General features: G+C 51.9%; 28 protein-coding genes and 1 pseudogene. 18 read left to right on the top strand and 11 right to left on the bottom strand.

Translation table 11 applies throughout. The annotated features are described in order from the left end of the window. The first annotated feature begins 257 nt into the window (after positions 1–257). The gene (locus FVB43_RS24310; RefSeq protein WP_167864935.1) at positions 258–827 is read left to right on the top strand and encodes a TetR/AcrR family transcriptional regulator; all 570 of its coding nucleotides are present in this window, start codon (positions 258–260) and stop codon (positions 825–827) included. A gap of 59 nt (positions 828–886) precedes the next feature. Next, positions 887–1,363, top strand: a complete 477-nt coding sequence (locus tag FVB43_RS24305) for a nuclear transport factor 2 family protein (protein ID WP_167864926.1) — start codon at positions 887–889, stop codon at positions 1,361–1,363. Between the two features lie 338 nt (positions 1,364–1,701). Here FVB43_RS24305 and FVB43_RS24300 read toward each other — a convergent pair whose 3' ends face one another. Both FVB43_RS24300 and FVB43_RS24295 read right to left on the bottom strand, forming a co-directional pair. After that, the gene (locus FVB43_RS24300) at positions 1,702–2,610 is read right to left on the bottom strand and encodes a DMT family transporter (RefSeq protein ID WP_167864925.1); all 909 of its coding nucleotides are present in this window, start codon (positions 2,608–2,610) and stop codon (positions 1,702–1,704) included. A 234-nt stretch (positions 2,611–2,844) separates the two neighbouring features. Next, positions 2,845–3,354 carry a GNAT family N-acetyltransferase gene (locus tag FVB43_RS24295; protein WP_167864924.1) on the bottom strand — a complete coding sequence of 170 codons (510 nt, stop codon included), beginning with the start codon at positions 3,352–3,354 and terminating at the stop codon, positions 2,845–2,847. A gap of 63 nt (positions 3,355–3,417) precedes the next feature. Between FVB43_RS24295 and FVB43_RS24290 the strand changes: the two genes are divergently transcribed. The 4 genes from FVB43_RS24290 to FVB43_RS24275 all read left to right on the top strand — a co-directional run bounded on the left by FVB43_RS24290 (position 3,418) and on the right by FVB43_RS24275 (position 7,388). Further along, positions 3,418–3,996 (top strand): helix-turn-helix domain-containing protein, encoded by a 579-nt coding sequence (locus FVB43_RS24290; RefSeq protein WP_167864923.1) that lies wholly within the window; start codon positions 3,418–3,420, stop codon positions 3,994–3,996. Positions 3,997–4,072: 76 nt separating this feature from the next. Then, a complete protein-coding gene (locus FVB43_RS24285; RefSeq protein ID WP_167864922.1) occupies positions 4,073–6,280 on the top strand; it encodes a DUF4401 domain-containing protein in 2,208 nt (735 codons plus the stop codon). Next, entirely contained in the window at positions 6,273–6,803 is a 531-nt protein-coding gene (locus FVB43_RS24280) for a GDYXXLXY domain-containing protein (RefSeq protein ID WP_133842029.1), read from the top strand. The genes FVB43_RS24285 and FVB43_RS24280 overlap by 8 nt, the downstream gene beginning before the upstream one ends. A 78-nt stretch (positions 6,804–6,881) precedes the next feature. Next, the gene (locus FVB43_RS24275; protein WP_242462180.1) at positions 6,882–7,388 is read left to right on the top strand and encodes a hypothetical protein; all 507 of its coding nucleotides are present in this window, start codon (positions 6,882–6,884) and stop codon (positions 7,386–7,388) included. 185 nt (positions 7,389–7,573) lie between these two features. Here FVB43_RS24275 and FVB43_RS24270 read toward each other — a convergent pair whose 3' ends face one another. Then, complete coding sequence (locus FVB43_RS24270) at positions 7,574–8,782, bottom strand: MFS transporter (protein ID WP_167864921.1); 1,209 nt, start codon at positions 8,780–8,782, stop codon at positions 7,574–7,576. Between the two features lie 103 nt (positions 8,783–8,885). On the opposite strand from FVB43_RS24270, the gene FVB43_RS24265 reads away from it, so the two are divergent. Beyond that, positions 8,886–9,794, top strand: coding sequence for a LysR family transcriptional regulator (locus tag FVB43_RS24265; protein WP_133842027.1), 909 nt, complete (start codon positions 8,886–8,888; stop codon positions 9,792–9,794). Between the two features lie 75 nt (positions 9,795–9,869). On the opposite strand, the pseudogene FVB43_RS24930 reads toward FVB43_RS24265, so the two are convergent. Next, positions 9,870–10,001, bottom strand: a pseudogene (locus tag FVB43_RS24930) (pyridoxamine 5'-phosphate oxidase family protein); the annotation flags it as partial. A 279-nt stretch (positions 10,002–10,280) separates the two neighbouring features. Further along, on the bottom strand, positions 10,281–10,883 hold the full coding sequence (locus FVB43_RS24255) for a LysE family translocator (RefSeq protein ID WP_159336640.1): 603 nt from the start codon (positions 10,881–10,883) through the stop codon (positions 10,281–10,283). A 400-nt stretch (positions 10,884–11,283) separates the two neighbouring features. Here FVB43_RS24255 and FVB43_RS24250 point away from each other — a divergent pair, with 400 nt between their 5' ends. After that, entirely contained in the window at positions 11,284–11,676 is a 393-nt protein-coding gene (locus FVB43_RS24250) for a SecDF P1 head subdomain-containing protein (protein ID WP_167864920.1), read from the top strand. Here the strand turns inward: FVB43_RS24250 and FVB43_RS24245 are convergent. Next, positions 11,660–12,052 (bottom strand): winged helix-turn-helix transcriptional regulator, encoded by a 393-nt coding sequence (locus tag FVB43_RS24245; protein WP_159336638.1) that lies wholly within the window; start codon positions 12,050–12,052, stop codon positions 11,660–11,662. The genes FVB43_RS24250 and FVB43_RS24245 overlap by 17 nt on opposite strands. A gap of 111 nt (positions 12,053–12,163) precedes the next feature. On the opposite strand from FVB43_RS24245, the gene namA reads away from it, so the two are divergent. The 4 genes from namA (at position 12,164) to FVB43_RS24225 (ending at position 15,578) form a co-directional block, all read left to right on the top strand. After that, positions 12,164–13,240 carry an NADPH dehydrogenase NamA gene (gene namA, locus FVB43_RS24240; RefSeq protein WP_167864919.1) on the top strand — a complete coding sequence of 359 codons (1,077 nt, stop codon included), beginning with the start codon at positions 12,164–12,166 and terminating at the stop codon, positions 13,238–13,240. Between the two features lie 86 nt (positions 13,241–13,326). Then, positions 13,327–13,710 (top strand): nuclear transport factor 2 family protein, encoded by a 384-nt coding sequence (locus FVB43_RS24235; RefSeq protein ID WP_159336636.1) that lies wholly within the window; start codon positions 13,327–13,329, stop codon positions 13,708–13,710. A 175-nt stretch (positions 13,711–13,885) separates the two neighbouring features. Next, the gene (locus tag FVB43_RS24230; RefSeq protein WP_159336635.1) at positions 13,886–14,905 is read left to right on the top strand and encodes an alpha/beta hydrolase; all 1,020 of its coding nucleotides are present in this window, start codon (positions 13,886–13,888) and stop codon (positions 14,903–14,905) included. Between the two features lie 106 nt (positions 14,906–15,011). Continuing rightward, on the top strand, positions 15,012–15,578 hold the full coding sequence (locus FVB43_RS24225) for a nuclear transport factor 2 family protein (RefSeq protein ID WP_234472289.1): 567 nt from the start codon (positions 15,012–15,014) through the stop codon (positions 15,576–15,578). A gap of 103 nt (positions 15,579–15,681) precedes the next feature. Here the strand turns inward: FVB43_RS24225 and FVB43_RS24220 are convergent, their stop codons facing one another. The 3 genes from FVB43_RS24220 to FVB43_RS24210 are packed head-to-tail and all read right to left on the bottom strand — an operon-like array spanning position 15,682 to position 16,958. Then, positions 15,682–16,290, bottom strand: a complete 609-nt coding sequence (locus FVB43_RS24220) for a flavin reductase family protein (protein WP_159336634.1) — start codon at positions 16,288–16,290, stop codon at positions 15,682–15,684. A 22-nt stretch (positions 16,291–16,312) separates the two neighbouring features. Beyond that, positions 16,313–16,552 (bottom strand): hypothetical protein, encoded by a 240-nt coding sequence (locus tag FVB43_RS24215; protein ID WP_159336633.1) that lies wholly within the window; start codon positions 16,550–16,552, stop codon positions 16,313–16,315. A 22-nt stretch (positions 16,553–16,574) separates the two neighbouring features. Continuing rightward, entirely contained in the window at positions 16,575–16,958 is a 384-nt protein-coding gene (locus FVB43_RS24210; protein ID WP_167864918.1) for a nuclear transport factor 2 family protein, read from the bottom strand. 204 nt (positions 16,959–17,162) lie between these two features. On the opposite strand from FVB43_RS24210, the gene FVB43_RS24205 reads away from it, so the two are divergent. From FVB43_RS24205 to FVB43_RS24190, 4 genes are read left to right on the top strand one after another with little or no spacing between them, the layout of a single operon-like run. Continuing rightward, positions 17,163–17,825 carry a TetR/AcrR family transcriptional regulator gene (locus tag FVB43_RS24205; RefSeq protein ID WP_197931321.1) on the top strand — a complete coding sequence of 221 codons (663 nt, stop codon included), beginning with the start codon at positions 17,163–17,165 and terminating at the stop codon, positions 17,823–17,825. Between the two features lie 36 nt (positions 17,826–17,861). Next, positions 17,862–18,443, top strand: a complete 582-nt coding sequence (locus FVB43_RS24200; RefSeq protein ID WP_166653696.1) for a TetR/AcrR family transcriptional regulator — start codon at positions 17,862–17,864, stop codon at positions 18,441–18,443. A gap of 54 nt (positions 18,444–18,497) precedes the next feature. Next, positions 18,498–19,601 (top strand): alkene reductase, encoded by a 1,104-nt coding sequence (locus FVB43_RS24195; protein WP_159336630.1) that lies wholly within the window; start codon positions 18,498–18,500, stop codon positions 19,599–19,601. Between the two features lie 54 nt (positions 19,602–19,655). Continuing rightward, positions 19,656–20,399, top strand: coding sequence for an SDR family oxidoreductase (locus tag FVB43_RS24190; protein WP_159336629.1), 744 nt, complete (start codon positions 19,656–19,658; stop codon positions 20,397–20,399). Positions 20,400–20,553: 154 nt separating this feature from the next. Here FVB43_RS24190 and FVB43_RS24185 read toward each other — a convergent pair whose 3' ends face one another. Further along, positions 20,554–21,141, bottom strand: coding sequence for a TetR/AcrR family transcriptional regulator (locus tag FVB43_RS24185; protein ID WP_167864917.1), 588 nt, complete (start codon positions 21,139–21,141; stop codon positions 20,554–20,556). Positions 21,142–21,276: 135 nt separating this feature from the next. Here FVB43_RS24185 and FVB43_RS24180 point away from each other — a divergent pair, with 135 nt between their 5' ends. Continuing rightward, the gene (locus FVB43_RS24180) at positions 21,277–22,473 is read left to right on the top strand and encodes an MFS transporter (RefSeq protein ID WP_167864916.1); all 1,197 of its coding nucleotides are present in this window, start codon (positions 21,277–21,279) and stop codon (positions 22,471–22,473) included. 28 nt (positions 22,474–22,501) lie between these two features. Beyond that, positions 22,502–23,683 carry an MFS transporter gene (locus FVB43_RS24175; RefSeq protein WP_159336726.1) on the top strand — a complete coding sequence of 394 codons (1,182 nt, stop codon included), beginning with the start codon at positions 22,502–22,504 and terminating at the stop codon, positions 23,681–23,683. A gap of 25 nt (positions 23,684–23,708) precedes the next feature. Here FVB43_RS24175 and FVB43_RS24170 read toward each other — a convergent pair whose 3' ends face one another. Beyond that, positions 23,709–24,539: an MBL fold metallo-hydrolase gene (locus FVB43_RS24170; protein WP_167864915.1), complete on the bottom strand. Its 831-nt coding sequence runs from the start codon at positions 24,537–24,539 to the stop codon at positions 23,709–23,711. Positions 24,540–24,685: the final 146 nt, after the last annotated feature.

The raw sequence follows: 24,685 nt of genomic DNA, 5'->3' as shown, positions 1-24,685 counted from the left end.
GCGGCAGAACGGTGATGTTACCTCCGCTGCCATGCGGGGGGGTTATCGGCACAAAGAGGAAAAAGCCTAAACGGCAAGGGTAACAAAGGATGACAGGACGGCAGCCTAGCTGCCGCCCCGTAGAGGAAGGATCAGGTGCCATAAAACTGCCCGCCCACCCACGCCGCGGCCATCACATCTTCCACATCGTTAGGTTGGGGGGAAATGGGATGGAGAAAGTTATTGACCAGGTAGAACGATCGTTCTACCATCATTTCATGAACAAGAAGCCAACAGATACCCGAGAAAAAATTCTGACTACCGCCGAGCAATTGATCTATCGGAACGGAATTCATGCCACAGGTATGGACCTCCTGGTCAAGACCTCAGGCGTAGCAAGAAAAAGTATTTACCGCTATTTCGCAACCAAGGATGACGTGGCAGCAGCCGCGTTGAAAGAACGTGATGAACGCTGGATGCAATGGTTCAGAACGGAATCTGATAAAGGTGATACTCCTCAGGAGCGTATTTTGGCGATGTTCACTGTGCTCAGGGGCTGGTTTGAGTCGGACGGTTTTCGTGGCTGTGCATTTATCAATACCGCCGGAGAAGTGGGTGATCATACTGACCCTGTTCGCCAGATAGCAAAACTGCATAAACAAAAATTGCTCGACTACACGCTCGAACTCACTGAGCAATTAAACATTGAGCAACCCGCCGTTCTGGCCAGGCAGTTGCTGATTCTTATAGAGGGCGCTATCACCATGTCCTATGTGATGGGCGATTGCAGCGCCGCCGACAGTGCAAGGGACGTTGCGAAACATTTGCTGGAACAGGTCTCTTCTTAATTCCTGAGTAACATAAAACGGTTTCTACTGATCTATCCACATTTACGGGAGGCTTTATCATGTCCGATTCACACACTCGCCCGCCACTTCCTCCGTTCACTCGCGAATCCGCGACGGAGAAAGTTCGGCTCGCCGAAGATGGCTGGAACAGTCGCGATGCCGAAAAAGTATCGCTGGCGTACTCACTGGAAACCCAATGGCGTAATCGAACCGAGTTCGCAAATAATCGTGAAGAAGCCAAAGCATTCCTCACTCGTAAGTGGAAAAAAGAACTTGAGTATCGTCTCATTAAAGAGTTGTGGGCATTTGATAGCAACCGAATCGCTGTCCGGTACGCTTATGAATGGCGTGATGATTCAGGTAACTGGTTCCGTTCTTACGGGAATGAAAACTGGGAATTTGAAGCAGATGGCCTGATGCTCCGTCGCTTCGCCTGTATCAATGACATGCCGATTAAGGAAAGTGAACGCAAGTTCCACTGGCCTCTGGGACGTCGCCCGGATGACCATCCGGGTCTGTCAGCGTTGGGTCTGTAAATTCGAAAAGCCCACGACGACTGTCTTCGCCGGGGCTTTTTCTCAACTCAAAAGGCATATCAATTAAACCTGTCACATATGCCCTCTGCATTGATGGGCAGCCAAGTGCCATGGGCGGACACGACTTACATACCGGAGCGATAGCAAATAAGCTTTTGTCACAACCCCCGAGAGTTTCAATTTCATACGGGCAAAAAACATTATATTCTTATCAATCCTCTGGCACCGCCCAGTCGCTTAGCTACGGCACCGTCCATCGCTATGCTATTGATTAACAATCACGAGGTTGATCATGCAGCATCTTGTCAGATTTGATCGTATAGCCGCCGTATTACCTGCTAAATTATCCCTAAGCCAGACTTTTGAATTTTTCTTTTAAGATAATATTCACTCGCAAGATAAAGAGTGACAGCAATGAAGGTTATGCTCCCGCCCAGTAACGTGTATCGGGTTGGCAGTTCGCTGACAAATAGCCAGACCCAGAAGGGGCCCAGCACGATGTCGACCTGGGCAATCAAGCTCGCCTCTGCCGAGGCGACATACCGGCTTCCAACCATAAACAGCAGATAACTCAAACTTTGAGTGGCAAGCGCAAAAACCAGCAGCCATCCCATATCCTTCAGACCAGGAAGGGGAAGACCGCGAGGCATCATGATAAAACAGAATGCGCCACAAAGTGCGCAGGCCAGGGCAGTTACGGCTGGCAGGTTCATCTCTGGCCACTTGCCTGACATCACTATGCTTGCAGCAAAGCCCGCCGTCATCGTCAGAGCCAACAGATTACCCTGGATGTCGCCCGGCCCCACCGCAGAGGTGGCCATCAGGATGACACCCGACAGGCTCACCACCGCAGCCAGTAGCGCACGTTTTGTGATTTTTTCCCGGAGCATGAGCCAGCCAAACCCCATAGCAAAGAAAGGAATGGTGGCATAGACCGTCATCACACCGGCCACGCTGGTCAGTTTCAACGCCGCCACATAACAAAACATTGATGAAGCCATAACCGCAGCGGTTATCAAGCCTGGTAACCCTAAATCGCGCCGGAATGAAAAGTGGCGCAGGTTACCGCACACCGCCAGTAACAGGCCAAGTGACAGGAAAGCAAACAGGGAGCGCCAGGCGACCATAGCCCAGGTGTTCATATCGAGTTGTCTCACGAAAATACCTGCCGTGCTCCACAGAATGGCTGATGAAAACACCATAATGAGTCCCGACGCGCGCGGTGTAATGGCTTTCCAGGGTGGCATGGTCTTTCCTCTGTCTGTGCAACGGTGAATGCTTATTTTGCCTCATTTACGGACATGAGAGCAGCAACGCTTTATAACCGCAATCTGACTCCGTGCGAACGCCTGAAAGCCTGGCTTATGAGACACAGGGAATATATTGAACATCATCCTGATATGCCTCTTGAATGCGGTTCTGGATCAACCCGTCAATCCAGAAACCTTAAAACGACGGATGATACTCATGACACATGCCCTTCAGGGGGCTTCGCGCGCATCCAGACGCAATTGCAAAAAGGTCAGGTCCAGCCATCTGCCAAATTTGCTCCCGACCTCAGAAACACGGCCTGCTTCGGAGAAGCCCAGTTTTTTGTGTAGCGCGATGGATGCCCTGTTTTCAGACTCAATCCCTGCCACCATGACATGCTTACCCTGCTCTGTCGCCAGTCTGACGAGTTCCTGCATCAGCACTGTGCCTGCCCCCTTTCCACGGGCACTTTTATGAACATAGACAGAGTGCTCAACGGTATGTCTGTAACCGTCCCAGGGACGCCAGTCACCATATGAAGCATATCCCTGCACGATATCGGTTTCATCCACCACCACGACGACAGGAAAACCGGCATCATGCCGGTCATTAAGCCACTTAATCCGGTTTAGCGGATCGACGGTTTTTTCATTCCAGATCGCGGTGGTGTTCAGTACCGCGTCGTTATAAATTTCCGCAATCATTTCAGCGTCACTTTCTCGGGCAGAACGAATAAGCATGGTAGACACCCCTCTTGTCATTCACTAAAGTAGATGAATCGTACACTATTGTAGTTATCCACTATGTCAGATGAAATGTCCAATAAAGAAGACAGCCTTAATGCACGCATCGGTCAGAAAGTGCGGCAGGAAAGAGAAATCAGAGGATGGTCGCTCACGGAGCTGGCTGAGAGTTCCGGCGTCTCGCGCGCCATGATCCATAAAATAGAACGCGGAGAAAGCAGCCCCACAGCGACGCTGCTGGCACGACTTTCAGGCGCATTCGATATGTCAATGTCGCATCTCATTGCCCTGACAGAAGTACGCCCGGGTACGCTGGTCACGTTTGAAAATCAGCCTGTCTGGCAGGATCCCGAAACCGGTTATATTCGCCGCCACGTATCACCGGGTCATATTCCTGTCGACCTGGTCAGCATCGATCTTCCGGCCCATACTGCGGTGCCCATGCCGGCCATTGCCTACCTTTCCCGTCATCAGCTCATATGGGTGCTCGAAGGCAGGCTGACGTTTGAAGAAGGTGCGCATACGTTTAAAATGTCCACGGGTGATTGTCTGGAGGTAGGCGATCCGGCTGATTGTGTTTTCAAAAATGAGACTGATGAGATATGCCGATATGCGGTGGTGGTGCTAAAGCCTGCCTGAACAGAACCCATTGAGCACCACAGCGGTTTAATGACACACTCATCAAATTCATACCGTAAACAGAGGCAGGGAAAGTATGAGGGAGCTTGCACCCGTTGGCATCACCGGCATGCCGTCACGCACGGCAGAGTATCTTTGCCGCCAGATCGCACGCCTGGTGAGAGGAGGAAGCCTGACCCCGGAGACCTGCCAGCGTATCTATGCTTTTTGTGGAATCAGACCGTCAGATGCTCAGTGGCGTCAGTTTCTTATTCCGGTTCTTTCCTGTCTGGGATTATTGTCGCTGGTTGCCGGAGCGGTGTTCTTTGTTGCCTGGAACTGGGCCTGGCTGCCGAAAATGGCGAAATTTGCCCTGGCCGAACTGCTGATCGTCGCGCTGGCGGCGGTGGTCTGGTGGCGCTGGTACGGCACGCTGGCACGCAGCGCATTGCTGGCGACAGGGTTAAGCTTCGGCGCCCTGTTTGCGCTGTATGGACAGATTTATCAGACCGGTGCTGACAGTTGGGAGCTATTCCGGGCCTGGTTATGCGTTCTTCTGCCACTGGCGCTGATTGCCCGGCAAAACAGCCTGTGGTTTTGCAGCTGGCTGGTCGCTAACCTGGCGTTCCAGCTCTATTACAACACGCTGCCGACGTCACTGCTGGATCTCGCCGTGTCTGACAGTTTCACCAGGCTCCCGTCGGTTATGCTCCACGGGTATCTGGCGGTGCTGGCAGCCTGCCTGATTGTCAGGGAAGCGCTGGCCTGGCGGGCGATAACGCATCACCCCGAGAGCTGGCTGGCAAGCCGCTGGTTCTCGCGAGTCATGGCGGGATTTTTACTGCTGCTGCTGACCGGCATCGTGGCCGGGAACCTCTCTGACTGGGGCGGCGGTATCCCCCTTCCTTATATCACGGGCGGCTGGGTGATCACCCTGCTGGCAGGTTATTACCTCTACCGTTACCGCTATCAGGATCTCTGCATGCTGACGCTGGGCATCGCCAGCCTGACCGTTGTTGGCTGTGCGCTAATCATGCAGTTATTTCTTTTAGCCTACGATACGGGTGATCTGTTTTTGACCGGCGCCCTGATGGCATTCTGGGTGGTGGTAAATGGTTCGATCCTGCTGAAGTGGCAACGCAAACTGGTTGATAAAGGGCCGATCGATCGGGTTCCGGCCAGGCTGACCTTACTGACAGACACGTTGCGTCAGCAGGGTTTGCTGAGCGCCTCGCAGGTTGAAGAAATTCAGCAACACGGTCACGCGTCCGACCTGCCCTGGTATCTGAGGCTGGCGCTAAGCGTCGGAGGCTGGGTCGCAGCGGTCATCATTCTGTTACTGATGATACTGATGCTCTATGTCGCTGATCTGCTCGAAGACCCGAATGCTGCCACCCTTATTATTCCTTCGCTGCTGCTCGCCGCCATTGCGCATGTCCTGTTAAGCAGTCAGCGTGACGGTCATCATCACCTCGGACTGGCATGGGCGATTGCGGCAACGTGCGGGCTGATATCCGGCGTTCTGCTGCAAATTCAGAGCAATGATGTCAGCTTTATTATGCTGAGTTCACTCACTGCATTGCCGATCCTGGCCGCGATGGCGGTGGCTATGCCCAACCGCACTTATCGGTTTATGGCCATCACTGCCCTGACCTTTTTTCTGGTGCTGGCGGGCCATTCTCTGGCCCGGCTTTACCTGTCCCCGACGGGGGGACACCTTGCTGTGTCCGTACTGGTGGCGGCGGTCGTATTTTTGTGGCTGTGGACTGTCAGTCATCAGTTGAGGTTACAGGCAGGAACGTATGCTGAGGCGTTACATCCGCTGCTGTATGGCATCCCGGGGGGGCTGATATTGCTGAGTTTCCTCGGGATAAACGCGGCCTATCTCACGGATTTCTTCTGGGAAGAATTGCAATTTTCCACGCTTCAGTCTGCAACAGGCACAGGGATCGCGGCAGGTTTAGTGTTGAGTGCGCTCTTTCAGAAAAAAAGCAGACGGCTGCTGTTTTCGATCATCACACTGCCCGCTGCGCTTATTTGCGGGGCTGCCGCCCTCTATGCACCGGGTATTGGGCTGGGACTGTGGTTAATTCTGATGGCGCGTTATCAGGGAAGTTTGGGGTTACTGGTGGTAAGTGGCGGTTTCATGGTGCTGTATGTTATTGGCTGGTATTACTTCCTGGAGGTCATTCTGCTGCAGAAATCCCTGCTGCTGCTGGTCAGCGGTCTGGTTTTACTGGGGCTGGCGTGGGGAGTCAAAAAAGTATTACCCGCACAGATCGGAGGTGCAAGTGAGAATGCATAAACAGAGCCGATGGCTGGTTGGCGCTGTGGTAGCGCTGGCGCTGGTGGCCGTCAATGTCAGCATCTGGCAAAAAGAGCAGTTGCTGAAGCAAGGCGTGATCATGATTTTACCCCTTGCCCCGGTTGACCCGCGCTCCCTGATGCAGGGTGATTACATGGCGCTCAATTATGCCCTTACCCGCCCTCTGGAGCTGACGTTATATCAACAGGCTGAGTCCTGCGGTGCGACCCTGTCAGCGCCATGCCTGCCGACCAGCGGAACCCTGATTGTTGACCTTGATGCTCAGCGTCATGCGACTCAGGCCCGCTTTGATCAGGGTGAGCCTTTGCAGCCGAATCAGCTTCGGGTGAAATACCATCAGCATGACGGCTCGCTGACCGTCGGCACCAACGCCTGGTTCTTTCAGGAAGGCCATGGCGAGCGTTTTGCGCAGGCACGTTACGGAGCATTCCGGGTGGGGAGTGATGGTACGGCACTCCTGACGGATCTGCTTGATGAGCAGGGTAAGGCGATTCAGCCTTAACGATGCGAGACACTCACTGGCCTGCCCACAAAAAAACTGACGGCCGCCTTAATATCCTTCGACTATGCAGAGGATGTCGTGCCTGAAGCCTGTTTTTTGATCAAACCTCGCGCCGAAAAATTCAAGCGGGTACGCCGCATAAAATATAGCCGCTCAGACGTAGAGAAAATTATGCCGAAAATTATTGACGACAACTGGGTTAGGGAATCTACGATATCAGCAATATTTAGTAGTATAGTGGGTTCATTGCTGGTTTTAATCTATCTTTCCTGGGGAAATAGCAGCACATCCGCATCGGGTCTCATTTTAACTTATTTGTTCATCGTGATGACAAGTATTATTGGGACCACGATAGGTTCATTAATAATCGGCATGCCATTAGCCATGATTGCAAAGCGATTTTATCCTGATGCTTCCTTAAAGGGGAGCTTTTTTATCGTGTTCTCTACCCTCTTCATGTGGCTGGTTGTACTGGCATGGCCAGTTACCCGGATATTTGAAACGCCTTATTCGGATGTTTTGCTTTTAAGCCCCTATGCTTTCTGTTCAGCTGCCGCATTGACTTATCTGATTTACTGGAATTGATACGCATGGCATAAATCAGGTTCGAGGTACAAGGACCGTTAAAGAAATAGGCTAGTAGCGTCGTTTTTCCTCCAGATAAAAATAAATAGTTACCGGATGTTTACAAGGCACTTTTACTGTCCATTTTTCGCTCAACGCTGCCCTTTGTCATCACGGGCAGCTCAGTGCCAGGAGCGGAAGTTATGCTAATCAGTGATGAGATGATCTGGCCGGATATTACGTTTAGCCAGTTTCTTTTGCAGAATGATCACGATGATTGGGAACCCTGATGCGGAAATTGCACATACCGCCAACAACGTATTCAGATTTTGGGGTGCCATGCCGTAATCGGGTAATAGAAAAGCAGAAAGGAAAAATGCGACGGTGGTAATCAGATACATTATCGATGTCTGTAATGAAGAAAATCCAGCGCGTTGCCTGTCATCAGGATACTGAATAGACACTGCCGAAGATGAAACCAGACGGCTGTATGATGCACCGAGAAATAAAGTAATAAACAACGCCGCATGCTGATAGCCCATGAATGGTAATAACAGACTCAATATAAAGACTATCGTTGACCCTGTCGCCAGAATCAAAGCAGAAAAACGCAAGGTTAACACGCCTGTCATTTTTGTGGACAAGTAACCTGTAACCCCCCCGCCGAAGAACAACCAGGGCAAAAGGTCTTGCGAAGCGCCCAACTGCTGTGTCAGTAAGGGCACCATAACAGGAATAACCAGCATTGGACTAAACTGCACAAGCGCATTACTGGAGGCGAACAGCAAAGTATCCACATCGATAGGTTGCGCGTGGAGCCTGTCTAAAGAGACGGGTTCGTGGGGGATGATGGATACAATCAATGGCAACGCCAACAAACACAGAATGCTTATTAACCACAAAGCGACATGCCAACCATAATGCGTACACAAGAATAATATAGTGGGCATTCCTACAATGCTTACCATCGAAAATGACGCAATTACCGTCGCCAACATTTTCCCGCGCACGTTAGTCGGCGCGTTATTTATCAAGATACTGATACCCACCCCCATTGTCGTACCGCCAACCAATCCTGCACAGAATCGTAGCGTAAGCAGAAGACTAAAACTGGAGGTAAATGTCGCAAAAAGCGTCAGTAGGCCTAAGAGTGCCATATTGGCGATTAAAAAATGTTTCTTATTGAAACGATCAATCCAGTAAAAGGCGATTACTCCCGAAATGACAGCACCCGATGTGTACATACCGGATACATAGCCGGAGAATGATACGGGAACGGCGAAATCTGCCGCCATAAAAGCAAAAACAGGATTGAACATCATATATTCCAGCGCATTCGTGAACTGGATAAAAGCCATTACAAAGGCTATCCGCATAAGGGCTTTATGATTAAACATCTGTGTGACCAGTGGCATAGCAAGCAACCTGTAGTTGAAAGATATCCGAGTTTAACTGCTATCATTGTTGTTCATTAGATGGTAAAAATGGCATTGATTGTTATCATATGTGGGATAGTTAATGCGTTCAGCTCTTGATTTTAATACCCTGAAAGTGTTCATTGCTGTGGTTGAAAGAGAAAGTTTTGTTGGGGCAGCGAAAGTCCTTGAAATGCCGACATCAAATGTGAGTCGTTGTATTTCTCAGTTAGAAGAAAAACTGAATCTTCAGCTCATTGAACGCAGTACCCGACATATGAAACTCACCCAGGCGGGGCACTTACTCTATATCCGGGCAAAACCATTACTGGAGGCCCTGGAGCAAACTGAGACAGAATTAACCTTGAGGCAGATGCAATTCAAGGGTCCACTACGTCTCTGTATCCCCAATGAAGTCGGTCCTGCATTACTGGGTTCTGTTATTGCCGATTTTGCCTGCCAGTATCCGGACCTGGAGATCAGCTGCGTCACAAATTTGTCAGGTTTCGAATCCCTGCGAGATGATCTGGATTTAGCGATCATTATTACCCGTGGTCAGATGGATGACAGTGACTACATAGCCCGTCATCTGGTGACTATCCCTTGCACCATTGTCGCAGCCCCCTCCGTCATTCAGCGTTATGGCACCCCTACCCAGATCCAGCAATTTGAAGAATTACCCTGTATTACAACAGTAAGTGCACTGAAGGGTGCACCCTGGCAGTTTGTCAATAAAAAGGGGGGATTCGAGACAATCAAGGTTAAAGCGCATTATCGGGTAAACAGTGGAGAGATGGCAGGACGAGCGGCGGTATCAGGTGTCGGTTTTGCCATTCTATCGAAACAAGCCTGCCAGCCCTACATTAACGATGGACGGTTAATTGAGATTGCGTGTGAACAATCGGCAGCCCCATTGCAATTGTTTGCACTTTATTCAGATCGACGTTACTTGCCCGCTAAAACACGAGCGCTCATTGATTACATGCATCAGAAATTGAGTGATATATCATGACCAGTTCATTATTTAACAGTCCCGGTGCGATTGCACTCATGCAGTTTGATGATGGCAGAGCTATCGAGTTCAGAATGAGCGGTAGATAAAGGGTCGGTAGGCAGGATGAATATGGTCTGTCACCTTCGTTAAAGAAGATTTTGCGACCGCACCGTAAAGTTTCTCAAGCTCATGACTGTCCGTAATTCGCATGTTTTCATCAACCATCTCATTCACCTCCGCTGTTTTCTGCTAAAAGCAGAACTTGTACTCTCAAAGGACTCGTGGCCGGGCATTATGAACGCTTGTTATGTTTACTTTTGACTGTAGTGTAGATATCAGGCCGGGCAATCGCCCACGCGTAGTTTTTCTGATCGCGCTGACTGATATGAAGAGTGAACCGTTAGCGCTCAGGCATAACTTCCGCTCCTCGCTCTCCGCTGCCCTTCAAGCCTTACCCTCGGCATCCAGGTGACAGGAGCGGCCGTTGTCGCTATAAGTGATGAATTACGGGATCAGGCTGTGCAGAGAAAAAACAATAAGCAACATTCCGCCGGCAATGTTGACGTATTTTTTGAGCATTGTTGGGTTGGCTTTTTTAACTGAAAAGATCAGTGTTTGACTGACGGCGTAAAGCCAAATGCACATAACCACGACATGTACTGACGCCAGTGTCAGATAGTTGCAAACGCCTCCCTGTATCCCTGCGAACTGCGAAACGACAGTCAGATAGAAAATAATGGCTTTAGGATTCAAAACATTGGCTATCCAGGCCTCTCTTAACGTCACAGAATGCTTTGCATCAGCAAACCCTCCTGGATTTGCCCTTATGCCGTTGCGAATGAGCATCACCCCTAACCAAAGCAGATAGGCGGTACCAAAAACGTTCAACACAGCAAAAGTTTCTGGAGACGAGATGAGCACAGCGGTTATCCCAAGGCCTATTAGAACTGCATGGGTGTAAATGCCCAAAGCCGTTCCGGCAAGAGTCCTGAACAATCCTCTTTGACCACCTGCCAGAGCACCACTCATAACAAGAGTGAAGCTTGCTCCGGGGGACAGTGCAACAGGGAGTAATGCTGGCATAAAGCCAAGAAGGTTTATATCCATAGATTTTTGTTAGTCATTGACGCTCTAGTGTATTGCCCGTCAAGGCGCTTTGGAGATGTTATATTTCAACCTATCCTTGGCGTATTGGGTGCTCAGTTGGCACTGCTCTGTGCCAAAGCATGATCTTGCGGCCTGCGATAGCGGCCAGACGGCAAATGTTTAACGCCCTTCAATAGCCCTTCTTCAGATATCACCACGGCTAACCTCGACATCTTATCCTACTCTAAGTAGCAACCAGAACCTTTGCTTCTCGCTCACCGCGGACCTTGATGTCTCCGAGACTGTTCACCGTGTCAGGAGCGGGTGTTGCTTACATTGCGATAGGCTAATTTATGGGAAGCCGCCAGGCTGTGTTTCATAAGGATTCATGTATAATCCTTACCAAAACAAGGAGATGAGAATGTATATCAAATCTGGGGCGTTGTTAATCGTAGCACTCATCCCATTGACATCGGTTGCAGCAAAAGGAGATTTTGATTTTTCGGTCTCAGGGGAAAATACTTCCTTCGACTCTGGATGTGTAGAGTCCATTCAATATGTTGAGACGGATGAAGTGGATAATGAGAATATAATCATGAAATTCACCGATGAATGTGGGAAGAAATTATCGACCCTGACCCGACAGAACATCGGCAAGCAGATGACCATCGCCTATAACGGTAACAAACTTACATCCGCTGTGATTGCCTCGCGCCTGAGCACTAGTTTCAGAATCTCTGCAAAGGAAATACCAAGGGTTCTGTTGATGAAAATATTTAATGATTATGAAACAGTTATTATTCGCCCAGAATAACTTTTAGCTCATCCATATCTTCTTGCACTGCGGTTTTAAGACCGCGTCTCTCGAGCCACTTTCTGCCCCAGATACTTAAATCCATGACGATCTTGTTGAGCTCACGACCTTCCTCACTCAACGAATACTCTACTTTAGGCGGAACAACAGGATAAACCTTTCGCAGGATCAGACCATCCTCCTCAAGCTCGCGTAACTGCTTCGTCAGTAGCCGCTGATTGATAGTGGTCATAGATCGCTGAAGCTCACTGAAACGCTGTGTACCGTCCTTAAAGAGATGATAGAGGATCACCCCTTTCCACTTTCCCCCCATGATGTGAAGAGCCGCTTCCATCGAACATCCCGGTGCGCAGTTATAATTACGTAATTTTGTCATAATTTTCACGGTTACCTTTTGGTAAGTAGGTGCTTTTTTTTAGCGTATTTACTAAAGATGACCGCATGGTACTTTGAGCGGGTCAAATATAAAACACTTTCTGGAGAAGAAATGTCAGCTTTACTTTTTGAGCCCATTACCATTAATGGCGTTGAATTCCGTAACCGTATAGCCATGTCCCCGATGTGCATGCACTCTGCTTCTGAGGACGGCCATGTTAACGATTTCCACGTTATTCATTACGGCTCGCGGGCCTTGGGCGGCGCGGGATTGATCATGCTGGAAACCGCCTCCGTATTGCCAAATGGCCCGATTGGCCCGGGCGACATTGGTATTTGGGACGACAGCCACGTTGAAGGGCTGTCTCGCGTAACCGACGCTATTCATCGTTTTGGTGGGAAAGCCGGCGCGCAAATCGGTCATGCTGGTCGTCAACTGGGTATTGACCTGCCGTCAATCGCGCCTTCATCGATTCCTTTCACGCCGCAGTCCCGCGTACCGCAGTCCATGAGCATTGAGCAGATCAAAGAGGTTGTAGAAGCTTTCCGCCAGAGTACGCGTCGTGCACGTGAAGCCGGTTTCGACGTTATCGAGATTCACGGTGCGCATGGTTATTTGCTGAATCAGTTCCTGTCTCCGCTGGCTAACAACCGTACCGACGAGTACGGAGGAAGCCACGAAAACCGCTACCGCATTATGCGTGAAGTTATCGATGCGGTACGCAGTGAGTGGAAAGGCCCGCTGTTCCTGCGTATTTCCACGACTGATTATGTGGAAGGTGGTAACCGTCCAGAAGACTTCCTGATATATGGGAAATGGATGAAAGAGCAAGGTATTGATTTACTCGACTGCTCAAGCGGTGGGATCGCCATGGTGCCGGTAACTACCTATCCCGGTTATCAGGTACCGGCTGCTGAGTTGCTGCGCCGCGAGTTGGATATCAAAACCGGTGCAGTCGGTCTGATCGAAACAGGTCGTCAGGCTGAAGAGATTTTGCAGAACGGTCGCGCCGATATCATTCTGGTGGGTCGCGATATGCTCAAAGATCCGTTCTGGGCACGTACAGCTGCGGATAATCTGAATGTCGAACTTCCGGTTCCGGCGCAGTACACGCGTTATGGTTCAGGCTGGCAACGTTCTCAGCCACGTCAGCCAGCAGCTGAACTAGAGAGCACTGTAGAGCGTTAAGTTGAAAGCCTTCGAAGCCCAGGTGCGTCATTTGCAAAATGGCACTGATATTGCTGCGACTCGAATTAACAACCAGGAGTAATGACATGAACAAGCCGACTTACGTGCACGAATACCAAGCCATCAACGAGGTGCTGAACCAGTACATTGAGGGCTGCAAACAGGCCAAAAGCAGCATTATGAAGCCAGCATTCAGTAAGCAAGCCACGATGTTCAGCGTCGATGACGATGGTCAGCTCGCTGGCGGCGCGATTCCAATCCTGTTTGATGGAATCGACAACGGTTTTACCCCCTCTCCAGACGCCCAGGCCGCGATCACCCGCATCGAGATCGTTGGTTCGGCGGCTAGCGCCCGTATCGACGCCAACGACATGTCTGGCATCTCGTTCACCGACTTCTTCCATCTGCTGAAAGTCGATGGCGAGTGGACCGTTGTCAGCAAAATATTCCACACCCACGTTGCACCTTGAATGCTCACAGCAGATGACGCTTCCAGTCCTGTCTGTCGTGTTTTTGCAGTCGAGCGGCGCTGTAACTGTGAATCCTGTATATCGCAATGAAGTCGCTGTCTTCGATCGCCTGACTGAAGGCGCACCAAAGTAATCAAACAAGTCGTTCTTTAATTACACATACCAAGGCAACATCATGAAAACTGTCACCTCTGCTTTCGCCCTTTCCATCGTGGCTTTGTCGCCTGGAATCGCTTCTGCAGTAGATCGGCCCGGCGTAGAACATAACGTAGCAAAATTCTTGAAATCCCTTGAAGGCGGTCAGACGCTCGACAACATGACACCGACCGAAGCCCGTAGTGCGCTGTTGGCTGCCCAGACCGCCCCCAACGTGGCCTTGCCTGCTGCTGATGTCAGCGAGAAGACGATTCGTTTCAATGACAGCGATCTAAAACTGACCATCGTGCGCCCTACAGGCAGCCAACAGAAGACCCTTCCCGCGTTCATGTACTTTCACGGCGGTGGCTGGGTGCTGGGGGACTTCCCGACCCATGAACGGCTAGTACGTGACCTGGTGGAAGGCTCTGGTACTGTGGCTGTTTTCGTCAACTACAGCCTGTCGCCTGAGATGGGATACGGCGTCGCCATTGAGCAAGCCTATGCCGCGACACAATGGGTGGCCCAGCATGGCAGGGAGATTAACGTAGACGGCAGTCGACTCGCAGTGGCTGGCAATAGCGCTGGCGGCAACCTGGCCGCCGCGGTTGCCTTGATGGCGAACGAGAAGGGTTCACCTGCACTGCGTGCGCAAGTTTTACTGTGTCCGGTGACGGATGCAAATTTCGATACGCCGTCGTATAAGAAGTTTGCCAACGGATACTTCCTGACGAAGGACTTGATGGTCTGGTTCTGGGACAATTACACAACCGACGCCAGGGCACGCAAGCAGATTTACGCTTCGCCGCTGCAGGCGACGGCCGGGCAATTGGAGGGCTTGCCTCCTACGCTGATCCAGACTGCCGAATTTGATGTACTGCGTGACGAAGCCGAAGCTTACGGTCGTAAGCTCGACGCCGCGGGTGTGCAAGTGAAAACAGTGCGCTACAACGGCATGATTCATGATTTTGGTTTGTCGAATGCGTTCAGCCACCTTCCGGCGCCCCGCACTGCAATCGCGCAGGCATCTCAGGAACTCAAGAATAACCTCAGCAAGTAATTTTAAATCCCAGGAACCCGTCGGCCCAGGCAATGCTGCGGCATTCATAACTGTAAATAGACCACTCAATTCATTACGAGACTAGAGCGGCAGAAAGGTTATTGGGATGTCTGATGCTTTTTTACAACTGACTATTAATCAGTATGTGCCACCCTTCGTTAGGAGCAACCAATTGAAAACAACCATTCTTAAATCGTTATTTTTCGTCGCAATGGTTACGGGCTTAAGCGCGACAGCTCAAGCAGAACAACAACTACTGCGCGACCAACACGTTATCAGTGATCAAACCCTGAGCGGGCCTGCATATGTACAAGAATATAAGGCCATAACCGAAGTGCTAAACAAATACATAGAGGGCTGCAAGCAGGCCAAGAGCAGCATCATGAAGCCAGCATTCAGCAAGAATGCGACTATGTTCAGCGTTGGCGACGATGGCAAGTTGGTAGGTGGGCCGATTCAAGGCCTGTTCAATGGGATCGACAAGGATTTCAGACCCTCTCCAGACGCCCAGGCCGCGATCACCCGCATCGAGATCGTTGGTTCGGCGGCTAGCGCCCGTATCGACGCCAACGACATGTCTGGCATCTCGTTCACCGACTTCTTCCATCTGCTAAAGGTCGAAGGCAAATGGACTGTGGTCAGCAAGATTTTTTACACACACCCAAATCAGTAAATGGAAGATGACGTAAAGCGCATTTGAAAAAACGTATTCTTTGGCCAGGCATGAACCGCGTGGCCAGAAGAGAGGTAAGTTGTGACGGACATCACTTGCATTTTCAGCCCTGCGGAGCACCCGGCGTGTCTGAAGGGACATCCGACACCTCAAGCACCTCGCCGGTGGTGTAGAAATGTCCGCCGGCAATATAGTGCAGGCTTCGCCAGTCTGAAGACGCGTGTTCAAACTGCCAGTGTCCGTCCCTGAAAATGCGCGTGTCAGCCCACGCTGCCTTGATCTCGCCAATAAACAAATCATAGGCCTGCTGGTTATGCTCTTCGGGGATAAGCTCGCAGTAAAGCCAGGCGGCACATCCAGAAACCAGTGGTGCATCTACGTCAGGAAGGTGAAAAAGCGTCGCGCCTGAACGGGCCAGTTTGTCCTTATCGCTGAAGAAGGATTGTGAGCCCAGATGATGTACCAGCGGAGCCTGTGATGCGATCGGTACCTGAATCATAAAGTGCCCGCTCTGCTCAATCAGCGCGCGGGTGAAGGTCGCCTTATCAAGGACAACGGTCAATCGCGCTGGCCCATAATCCAGCGCACAAACCCATGACGCAGCCATGACGTTTTCCGTTCCGTCATGCTGCGCCGAAACCAGCGTTGTCGGGCCATGATTAATCAGACGATATGCCTTTGCCAGTTCAACAGGCTGGATGTAATCGTTCATTTTCAGACGGTCTCCTCAGTATTCACTGTTGCTGTAGATAATCGGACAGGCTGTTATGCCCTGACATGATGAGATGCATAACGACGTCTTCCATCTTTTGCGTTTCACCGCGCGAGCGGGCTTCAAAACTGGCCTGCCACACAATGACAGTTTCCTCTTTTCCCGTCAGCAGAATCAGGCTCACCGTACGCAAGGCTGAGCTGGCCAGCTCCAGCTCCAGCACATGGCTACCGACGAGTCCGGTAGTGCTTGCAGGCTGCATCAGTGAGCTGACCAAATGGATATCAGGATGCGACGTGGGTATGGTAAATCTTGCTGACCACGGTCCAGCTGCCGTTCACCTTCAGAAGATTGAAAAAGTCGGTGAAGCGGAAGCCTGAAATGTCATCGGTATCAATGCGTGCGCTGGCTGCGGTTCCGACGATATCCACGCGAACGATAGCGGCCTTCGCCTCAGGAGAGGGACGGAAATCGCGGTCAATAACGTCGAACAACCCCTGGATGGGGCCGCCGGTGAGGTTACCGTCGCCGTCAGTGCCAAAAATGGTGGCCTGTTCACTAAAAGCGGGCTTCATGATCTCGCTCTTAGCCTGTTTACCGCCTTCGTTGTACTGATTAAGTACAGCCACAATGGCGTTGTAATCCTGCACGTAAGTTATTTCGCTCATTTTCTTTCTCCGTAGTGATAAACCGGGTATCCGTTCAGATACCCGTCTTTTGCCTGATGCATCGCTGCAGCAGATAAAGGAGCACCAGACCCAGCACGGTGACGTTCACGTGCTGGCCCTATTTTTGTAGTGCTCACTAAGTAATGTTATTATTGTATAGTGATCACTATGTAAAGTGTCAAGCGATAGATTGAGAACCCAGAAATGAAAATGTCAGGTGTAAACACAGCCAGCGGAAAGCCCAAGGGCAGACCGAGAAGTTTTGATCGTGATAAAGCCCTGCTCCGCGCACTGGATATCTTCTGGCGAAAAGGATTTGAGCCAGCATCAGTCGCCGAGTTATGTGAAGCGATGGAGATCAATCCGCCCAGCCTCTACTCCGCCTTCGGTAACAAAGCGAAACTGTTTATGGAAGCCGTGAGCTATTACGAAAAGGTTTACTGGAAAGCGGCCTGGGAACGGCTGGAAGAGGTAGAGAATATTCACCAGGCCATTGATAATTTCTTCAGTGAATCGGCCGATATACTGCTCTCACCCTCCGCGCCGTGCGGTTGCATGGTGGTGCTTGCGGCCATCAATGTTTCGCAGGAGTCCGCCGATGTTGTTAAGGCGGTCAGCGTGCTCAGGCAGGAAGGCAAAGATCTATTCAACAGGCGACTCACCAGGGCCGTACGGGAAAAGCAGCTACCGGCAGACACTAATACCGCCGCGCTGGCGACCGTTCTCAACACCTTGCTGGAAGGGATGTCGATTGAAGCTAAAGACGGTGCGACGCTACGGAGCCTCAAAACAACCGGACAGTATGCTACCGGGCTGCTCTGCCAGCGAACAAATGATGATCGCACAAAATGTTACACACAAAACTAGACGACTGGTCAGTTTTTAATTTACAGTAACCGGACTATGAAAAAACACGCGACTAACGTGCGTCAGCACATCATCGATGTGGCCAGAACGCTGATCACTCACAAAGGCTACAGCGCCGTCGGCCTGGCTGAGATTGTTAAAGCCGCCGGGATCCCCAAAGGATCGTTTTATTACTACTTCCAGTCCAAGGAAGAGTTTGCTCAGGCGTTGTTAGAGCACTATTTCAGCAACTACCTTATTCAGGTGGATGAACAACTGCGCGGTGCCGAACCCGCCCGCGAGCGGCTGCTGCGTTATTTTTCCTTCTGGAAAACGACACAGGGTGCCGACCTGCCGGAAAGTAAGTGCCTTGTTGTTAAGCTTGGTGCGGAAGTGTGCGACCAATATGACAGCATGCGAAGTGTACTGGCGACAGGAACCCTCGACATCGTGGCGAGAATTTCGGCATGCATTCGCCAGGGCCAGCAGGATGGCTCATTATCCGGTGATGATGATGCAGGAAATCTTGCTGAGGAGCTCTACCAGCTCTGGCTGGGTGCTTCACTAATGGCAAAAATTCACGACCCGGATACGTCATTCGACAAAGCAATGAATGCGACAAAGCGGCTGCTCAGATAGCCGCATTTTTTTTCACCAATTAACTAGACGACTGGTCAACTATTTGGAGTATCTATGACTGATAACACCACCCGTACCGATTTATTTTCACCCGTTGCCATGGGGAAACTTCAGCTGTCGAATCGTATTGTCATGGCGCCGGTAACCCGCAGCCGTTATGGCGAAGAGGGTATTCCTGACGAACTGCATGCGACTTACTATGCGCAGCGTGCCAGCGCTGGCCTGATTATTTCAGAAGCGACCAATATCTCCGCTCAGGGCCGTGGCTATGCGGCTACGCCTGGGATCTGGAGTGAAGAACAGGTTGCAGGCTGGAAGAAAGTCACCGATGCCGTTCATGCTGAAGGCGGAAAAATTGTCTGCCAGCTCTGGCACGTGGGCCGTTTCTCCAGCGTTGAGCTTCAGCCTGATGGGGAACGTCCGGTGGCCCCGTCGGCCATCAAAGCTGAAGGCCAGACCTACACCGTTAACGGCTTTGTTCCGGTTTCCACGCCGCGCGCGCTCGAAACAGACGAAATTCCCGGCATTATCGAGCAGTACAAGCATGCGGCAGAAAACGCCCTGCGCGCCGGGTTTGACGGTGTTGAAGTGCACTCTGCCAATAGTTACCTGCTCGATCAGTTCCTGCGCGATTCCACTAACCAACGTACCGATGACTGGGGCGGCTCAATTGAAAACCGTGCCCGCCTGACGCTGGAAGTGACGAAAGCTATCGTCAACATCTGGGGCAATGAACGCGTTGGCATCCGCCTGTCACCGGTGACCCCTGATGCGGGTAACACGCCGCCGGACAGCAATGTGATGGCGATGTATGGCTATCTGATCCAGCAGCTGAATCGCTTTAATCTGGCGTATCTGCACTTTGTTGAGGGTGCAACGGCAACCTCGCGTGAAGTTCCTGCTGATGTGGATATGGATGCGCTGAGCGCCCAGTTCGACGGCCCGTTCATCGGTAACAACAACTATGACCTGGAGATGGCCATCAGTCGTCGTAATGCCGGGATCATTGATGCCGTCGCCTTCGGCCGCCTGTTTATTTCCAACCCGGACCTGGTGAAGCGCCTGCGTTATGGTGCCGAACTGACCATCGCGCCGAAAGAAGCCTATTACGGCGGTGGCGCGAAGGGCTACACCGACTGGCCAGAAGCGAATCATTGATAAACATTGATGGCGGGTATTCGTCCCGCCGCTGTTACAGAAAGGAAAGATAAAATGAATTACCTGCAAAACAAAACGGCGGTGATTACCGGCGCGTCATCCGGTATCGGTGCTGCTACCGCGCTGGAACTTGCACGTCACGGTGTGAATATTGTCGCGGCAGCGCTGGATCAGAGCGGCCTGGATAAGCTGGTCAGTGATATTGAAGCTGGAGGTGGCCGCGCTGCTGGACTGGTCACTGATGTCACCCGTCCGGAAGACACCCGGGCTTTGGTTAAGCACGCCACTGACACATACGGATCGGTAGATATCCTGATCAACAACGCTGGCCTGATGCTGTTTTCAAGCTGGAGCGACGTTGCCTGGGACGACTGGAACAAGATGGTCGACGTCAATATCAAAGGCTATCTGAACGCCATCGCGGCTGTACTGCCCGTTATGCTTAGCAAAAATGACGGTCAGATCCTGAATATGGCATCCGTGGCAGGACACCAGGTTGACGCCGGTGCGGGCGTTTATAGCGCCACTAAATTCTTTGTTCATGCTATGACGGAGTCCATGCGCAAGGATTTAGGTGTCAATAAAGGGATCAGAGTGAATACCATCAGTCCCGGCGTAATTAATACCGGATGGGCGGACAAGGTAGCCGATCCTGAAGGCCGTAAAGTGGCTCAGGAACTGAATAAGTTAGCCATCAGCCCGCAGGATGTGGCTAATGCGGTGGTGTATGCGCTTAATCAACCGCAGAACGTCATCGTCAATGACCTTATCGTTTCGCCTGCTAAGCAAAACTGGTAGAAATTTGAGCTATGGCATGAAGAAGAGTACCTGATTTTCTCAATGCCTTACTGTGGCGCTACAGCGTTATTCCTGAACCCTGTGCGCCATGCTTGCTTAGCGCCAGCAAAGTTTTCCCGTAGCATCCCCCCTACCCGCGCGTGCCAGCATGCTCTCAGCCCGCCCGTCGCAATCCACGAAGTAGCAGGTTCAGCGCGGTAATGCCTTGTGTCAGCCGCGTATTGCTCTCATCACCCTCGGCAATCCAGAATGCCGCTTCTGCCAGGCTACCGTAAATCAGCGAAGCCAGTCCCTCAGGATCGACGTCGTCTACGACACCTTGCTGAATCAGATTGCGAATCAGGCCGCGCATGGATTCCACGCAATGACGCTGCGATTCAGGTGAAGAACCGCCCAGCACCGCTTTAGCATCTCGCAGCACAATACGCTGAAATTCAGGTTCCAGCGCCATCTCAAGGTAAGCCCGACAGCGATTGCAAAAGCCCTCCCACGGATCATTTGCATGAGTGGAAATCGCCTGCAGACGCTGATCCATCTCGTCATCAATCTGCTCCACCACTGCCACCAGCAATCCTTTCTTGTCACCAAAGTGATGATAAAGCGCGCCACGGGTCAACCCTGCCTGCGCAGTCAGATCATCCATTGAGGTATCAGCGTAGCCATATTCACAAAAGACCTTACGGGCAGTGGCTAACAATGTGGCTCTGGTCTCTTCCATCTCGGCACGGGTGCGGCGAACCATAATTTTCTCCCTTACATACGACATGAATGATTATTTACAAACACTCCGTATGAATATAGGATTGGATTCATACGCGTTGTATGTATTGTCGCTGTGTCACCTCGTTGTGGCAAGCAAATGCTACCGGAGATGATGATGGCTAATCTGTATCGAGACCTTTTTACTGCACCTGGCACGGCACATTTTGCCGTTGCAGGCCTGTTAGCGCGCATCCCGTTGCCGATGGCCGGCATCGGAATTATCACGCTATTTTCGCAGCAATACGGAGGCTATGCGCTGGCGGGAGCCATTTCCGCGACCTTTGTTCTGACCTACGCCCTGCTGTCACCGCAGATCTCCCGATATGTGGATCGCTATGGGCAGCACCGCGTTTTGCCTGCGGCTACGGCTATCAGTGTCGCGGGTTTTGTTATCCTCATCGCCTGTTCCTTTTGGAGTGTTGCCAGCTGGGCTCTGTTTTTTGGTGCATTTCTGGCGGGGTTTATGCCCAGCATGTCGGCCATGGTACGGGCACGCTGGACGGCACTTTACCGGGGCCAGCCGCGTTTGCAGACTGCCTATTCGCTTGAAACGGTGCTCGATGAGCTGACGTTTATTGTTGGCCCGCCCCTCTCGATTGGCCTTTCCATCGCGCTGTTTCCCCAGGCGGGTCTGCTGCTCACGGCACTTTTGCTGTTTTCAGGCGTGTTTGCACTGGTGATACAGCGCGGAACGGAACCTCCGGTCATGGCCGTCTCCTGCAGCAAGACTGGCTCAGGTTCGGTCATCCGGATAACCAGCGTGCGGCTATTGGCGCTGCTGATGGTAGCGATGGGCGTTATCGTCGGCACGATTGATATCGTGAGTGTCGCCTGGGCCGAAGCGCTGGGGCACCCGGCGGCGGCCAGCCTGGTGTTATCAGCCTATGCCGTGGGTTCGTGTGTATCCGGATTGCTGTATGGCTCACTCAAGCTGAAAACCCCCCTCCATCGGCTGTTGTGGCTGGGCGGGCTGGCCACTGCAACAACCACTGTCCCACTGATACTGGTCACCCATCTTACCGCGCTGGCGGCCGCCGTCCTGGTGGCGGGCCTCTTTTTCGCCCCAACCCTGATCGTGGCCATGTCGCTCGTTGAACGTCAGGTTTCTGAAAGTCAGTTAACAGAAGGCATGACCTGGCTGCTGGCCGGGCTGAATGTGGGCGTTGCGCTGGGCGCCGCCCTCGCGGGTCAGGTGGTTGATAACAGTGGATCACCCGCTGGATTCTACGTCGCCGTAGGTGCCGGAGTCCTTGTACTGCTCATGGCACTGTTAAGTCATTTAACCCTGCACAAGCAGGATAATCGCGCCTGAGTTCGGTGCATTCTTTAGGATCTGAATGATGAATACATTTTCTACCATGGACTCTGTTCGCCACACCTGGACGGCAGTGATCGCGGTCGGTCTGGCGACGTTCTCTGTTGTCACAACAGAAATGCTGCCGGTGGGGTTGCTGACATCCATTGCCGGCACACTCAGCATTACGACAGGAAGCGCAGGTCTGATGATTTCCCTGCCAGCACTGCTGGCCGCTCTGTTCGCGCCATTCGTCGTCATCGCATCGGGTGGAATAGATCGCCGATGGATACTGTGTGGCCTGCTGGCATTGCTGGTTGTGGCAAACCTTGCCTCCGCGCTGGCCCCTGACCTGATCGTCATGCTCGCAGCCCGGATGCTGGTTGGCTTCTGCATGGGGGGAATATGGGCAATCGCCGGCGGGCTTGCCTCGCGTCTGGTCCCGGAGAAGGCGATTGGCCTGGCCACCTCCATTATCTTCGGCGGTGTTGCTGCTGCATCAGTATTGGGCGTGCCCCTGGGGGCATTTATTGGCGATATCATCGGCTGGCGCTGGGCATTTGGCATCATGGCCATTTTCAGCGCACTGGTGCTGGCATTCCATCTTGCGGTCATTCCGGCGTTGCCCGTTACGGGTTCGGCTAACCTTAGCCATTTCATCGCCCTGCTTGGCAACCGCAAAATACAAACCGGTCTGTTCCTGACGTTATTACTCGTAACAAGCCATTTCGTGGCCTTTACCTTTGTACGCCCACTACTGATCTCAGTGTCAGGATTTGATACCCAGTGGATAGGTGCCATCTTGTTGGCCTACGGTATCGCCGGTATTGGCGGTAATTTTCTGGCAGGTATCACCGCAGCGCGCTATACGGCATTCACCCTGACTGCGATTGCGACAGGGCTGGTGTTAACGCCGTTACTGTTCATTGTCGCCGGGCAATCGGTCACAGGGGGTAGCAGTGTCCTCATCTTCTGGGGGCTGGCTTACGGTGGGCTTTCGGTGGGACTAATGACCTGGATGATGAAAGCCGCACCCCGTGCCGTGGAGATCGCCGCTGCGCTTTATGTCGGGGTTTTCAATACAGGAATTGCGCTGGGGTCGTGGAGCGGGGGCCAGATCGTCGACAGATTGGCCCTGACAGATACACTCTGGCTGGCCTGTGGCTTAGCGACTGTCGCCTTAATTTTGGCAGTCGCTGCTGGCATGAATAGAGGGGAGACACGATGAGAGTGACCCCCCATTCATTTTCCGGTCAGGCAATACGGTATCCCTCACCCGCCTTAAACACCCTGGCAAATCCCGTACTGTCTAAGTGCATTCCGGCGATAAGCAGATTTTCTCTTACCGCCTGAGCCATGATTTTTTCCCGTGTTTCTCTGGCCTGAAGGGGGTCACAGTCAAAGACAATTGAAACGTCGGGGCGTGCTGACTGGATATGGGGGAAATGGACGATGTCTCCCCAAATCAATAAGCATTCATCGCCTGAAGTGATGCGAAAACCCGTATGCCCTGGCGTGTGACCCGGCAACCATTCCGGAAGAATGCCCTCAGCCACCTCGCCCTTACCAATCAGGCGCACTTTACGGGCATAGGCGTCTAACGTTCGGCGGGCCAGATCAAAATTGCGCTGCCCACGTTCATTCGCCATTTTTCGTTTTTCATCATCCTGCCAGTATCTCGCTTCAAGCGGATGGAGATGAAGTTCTGCCTGATTAAATACCGGTTGCCCTTCAGCATCCAACAGACCCCCAATATGGTCAGGATGACCGTGCGTCAGTAATACGGTATCCACGTCATCGGGGCTGACGCCAGCAGTAGCAAGCGTCTCTTTAAGCTGCCCGCCGACGTTGTTCAGACCTCCCGCACCAGCATCGACCAGGAGGGTCCGCCCCCTGCCCTGAATAAGGTACCCGTTGATATGGATATTGCCGGGTTCAGCGATCCGGGCGTTATGCTGAATAGCCGCCGCTTCTGCGGTCTCAATACCTGACAGTAACTCCAGGCTCGCTGACATCGTGCCATCGCTGAGGGCTGTCACCCAAAAATCCCCAATCTGACGGCATGGTAATGACGGATTGCTCATAGTGACCTCGGCATGAATAAATAATAGGTGCTCATTAGCCTGCTTAGTGACTTTTACTCATCCTACAAGCCGCCAGTTCGGTAATAAATCGATATTTACTCAACCATTAGTGACATTATATCACTGACAGTTCATCACCCTTTTTG

It is taken from the genome of Erwinia rhapontici (assembly GCF_012271765.1).
In the GTDB taxonomy this organism is placed as follows: domain Bacteria; phylum Pseudomonadota; class Gammaproteobacteria; order Enterobacterales; family Enterobacteriaceae; genus Erwinia; species Erwinia rhapontici.
This window is presented reverse-complemented; position numbering and strand designations above follow the sequence as displayed.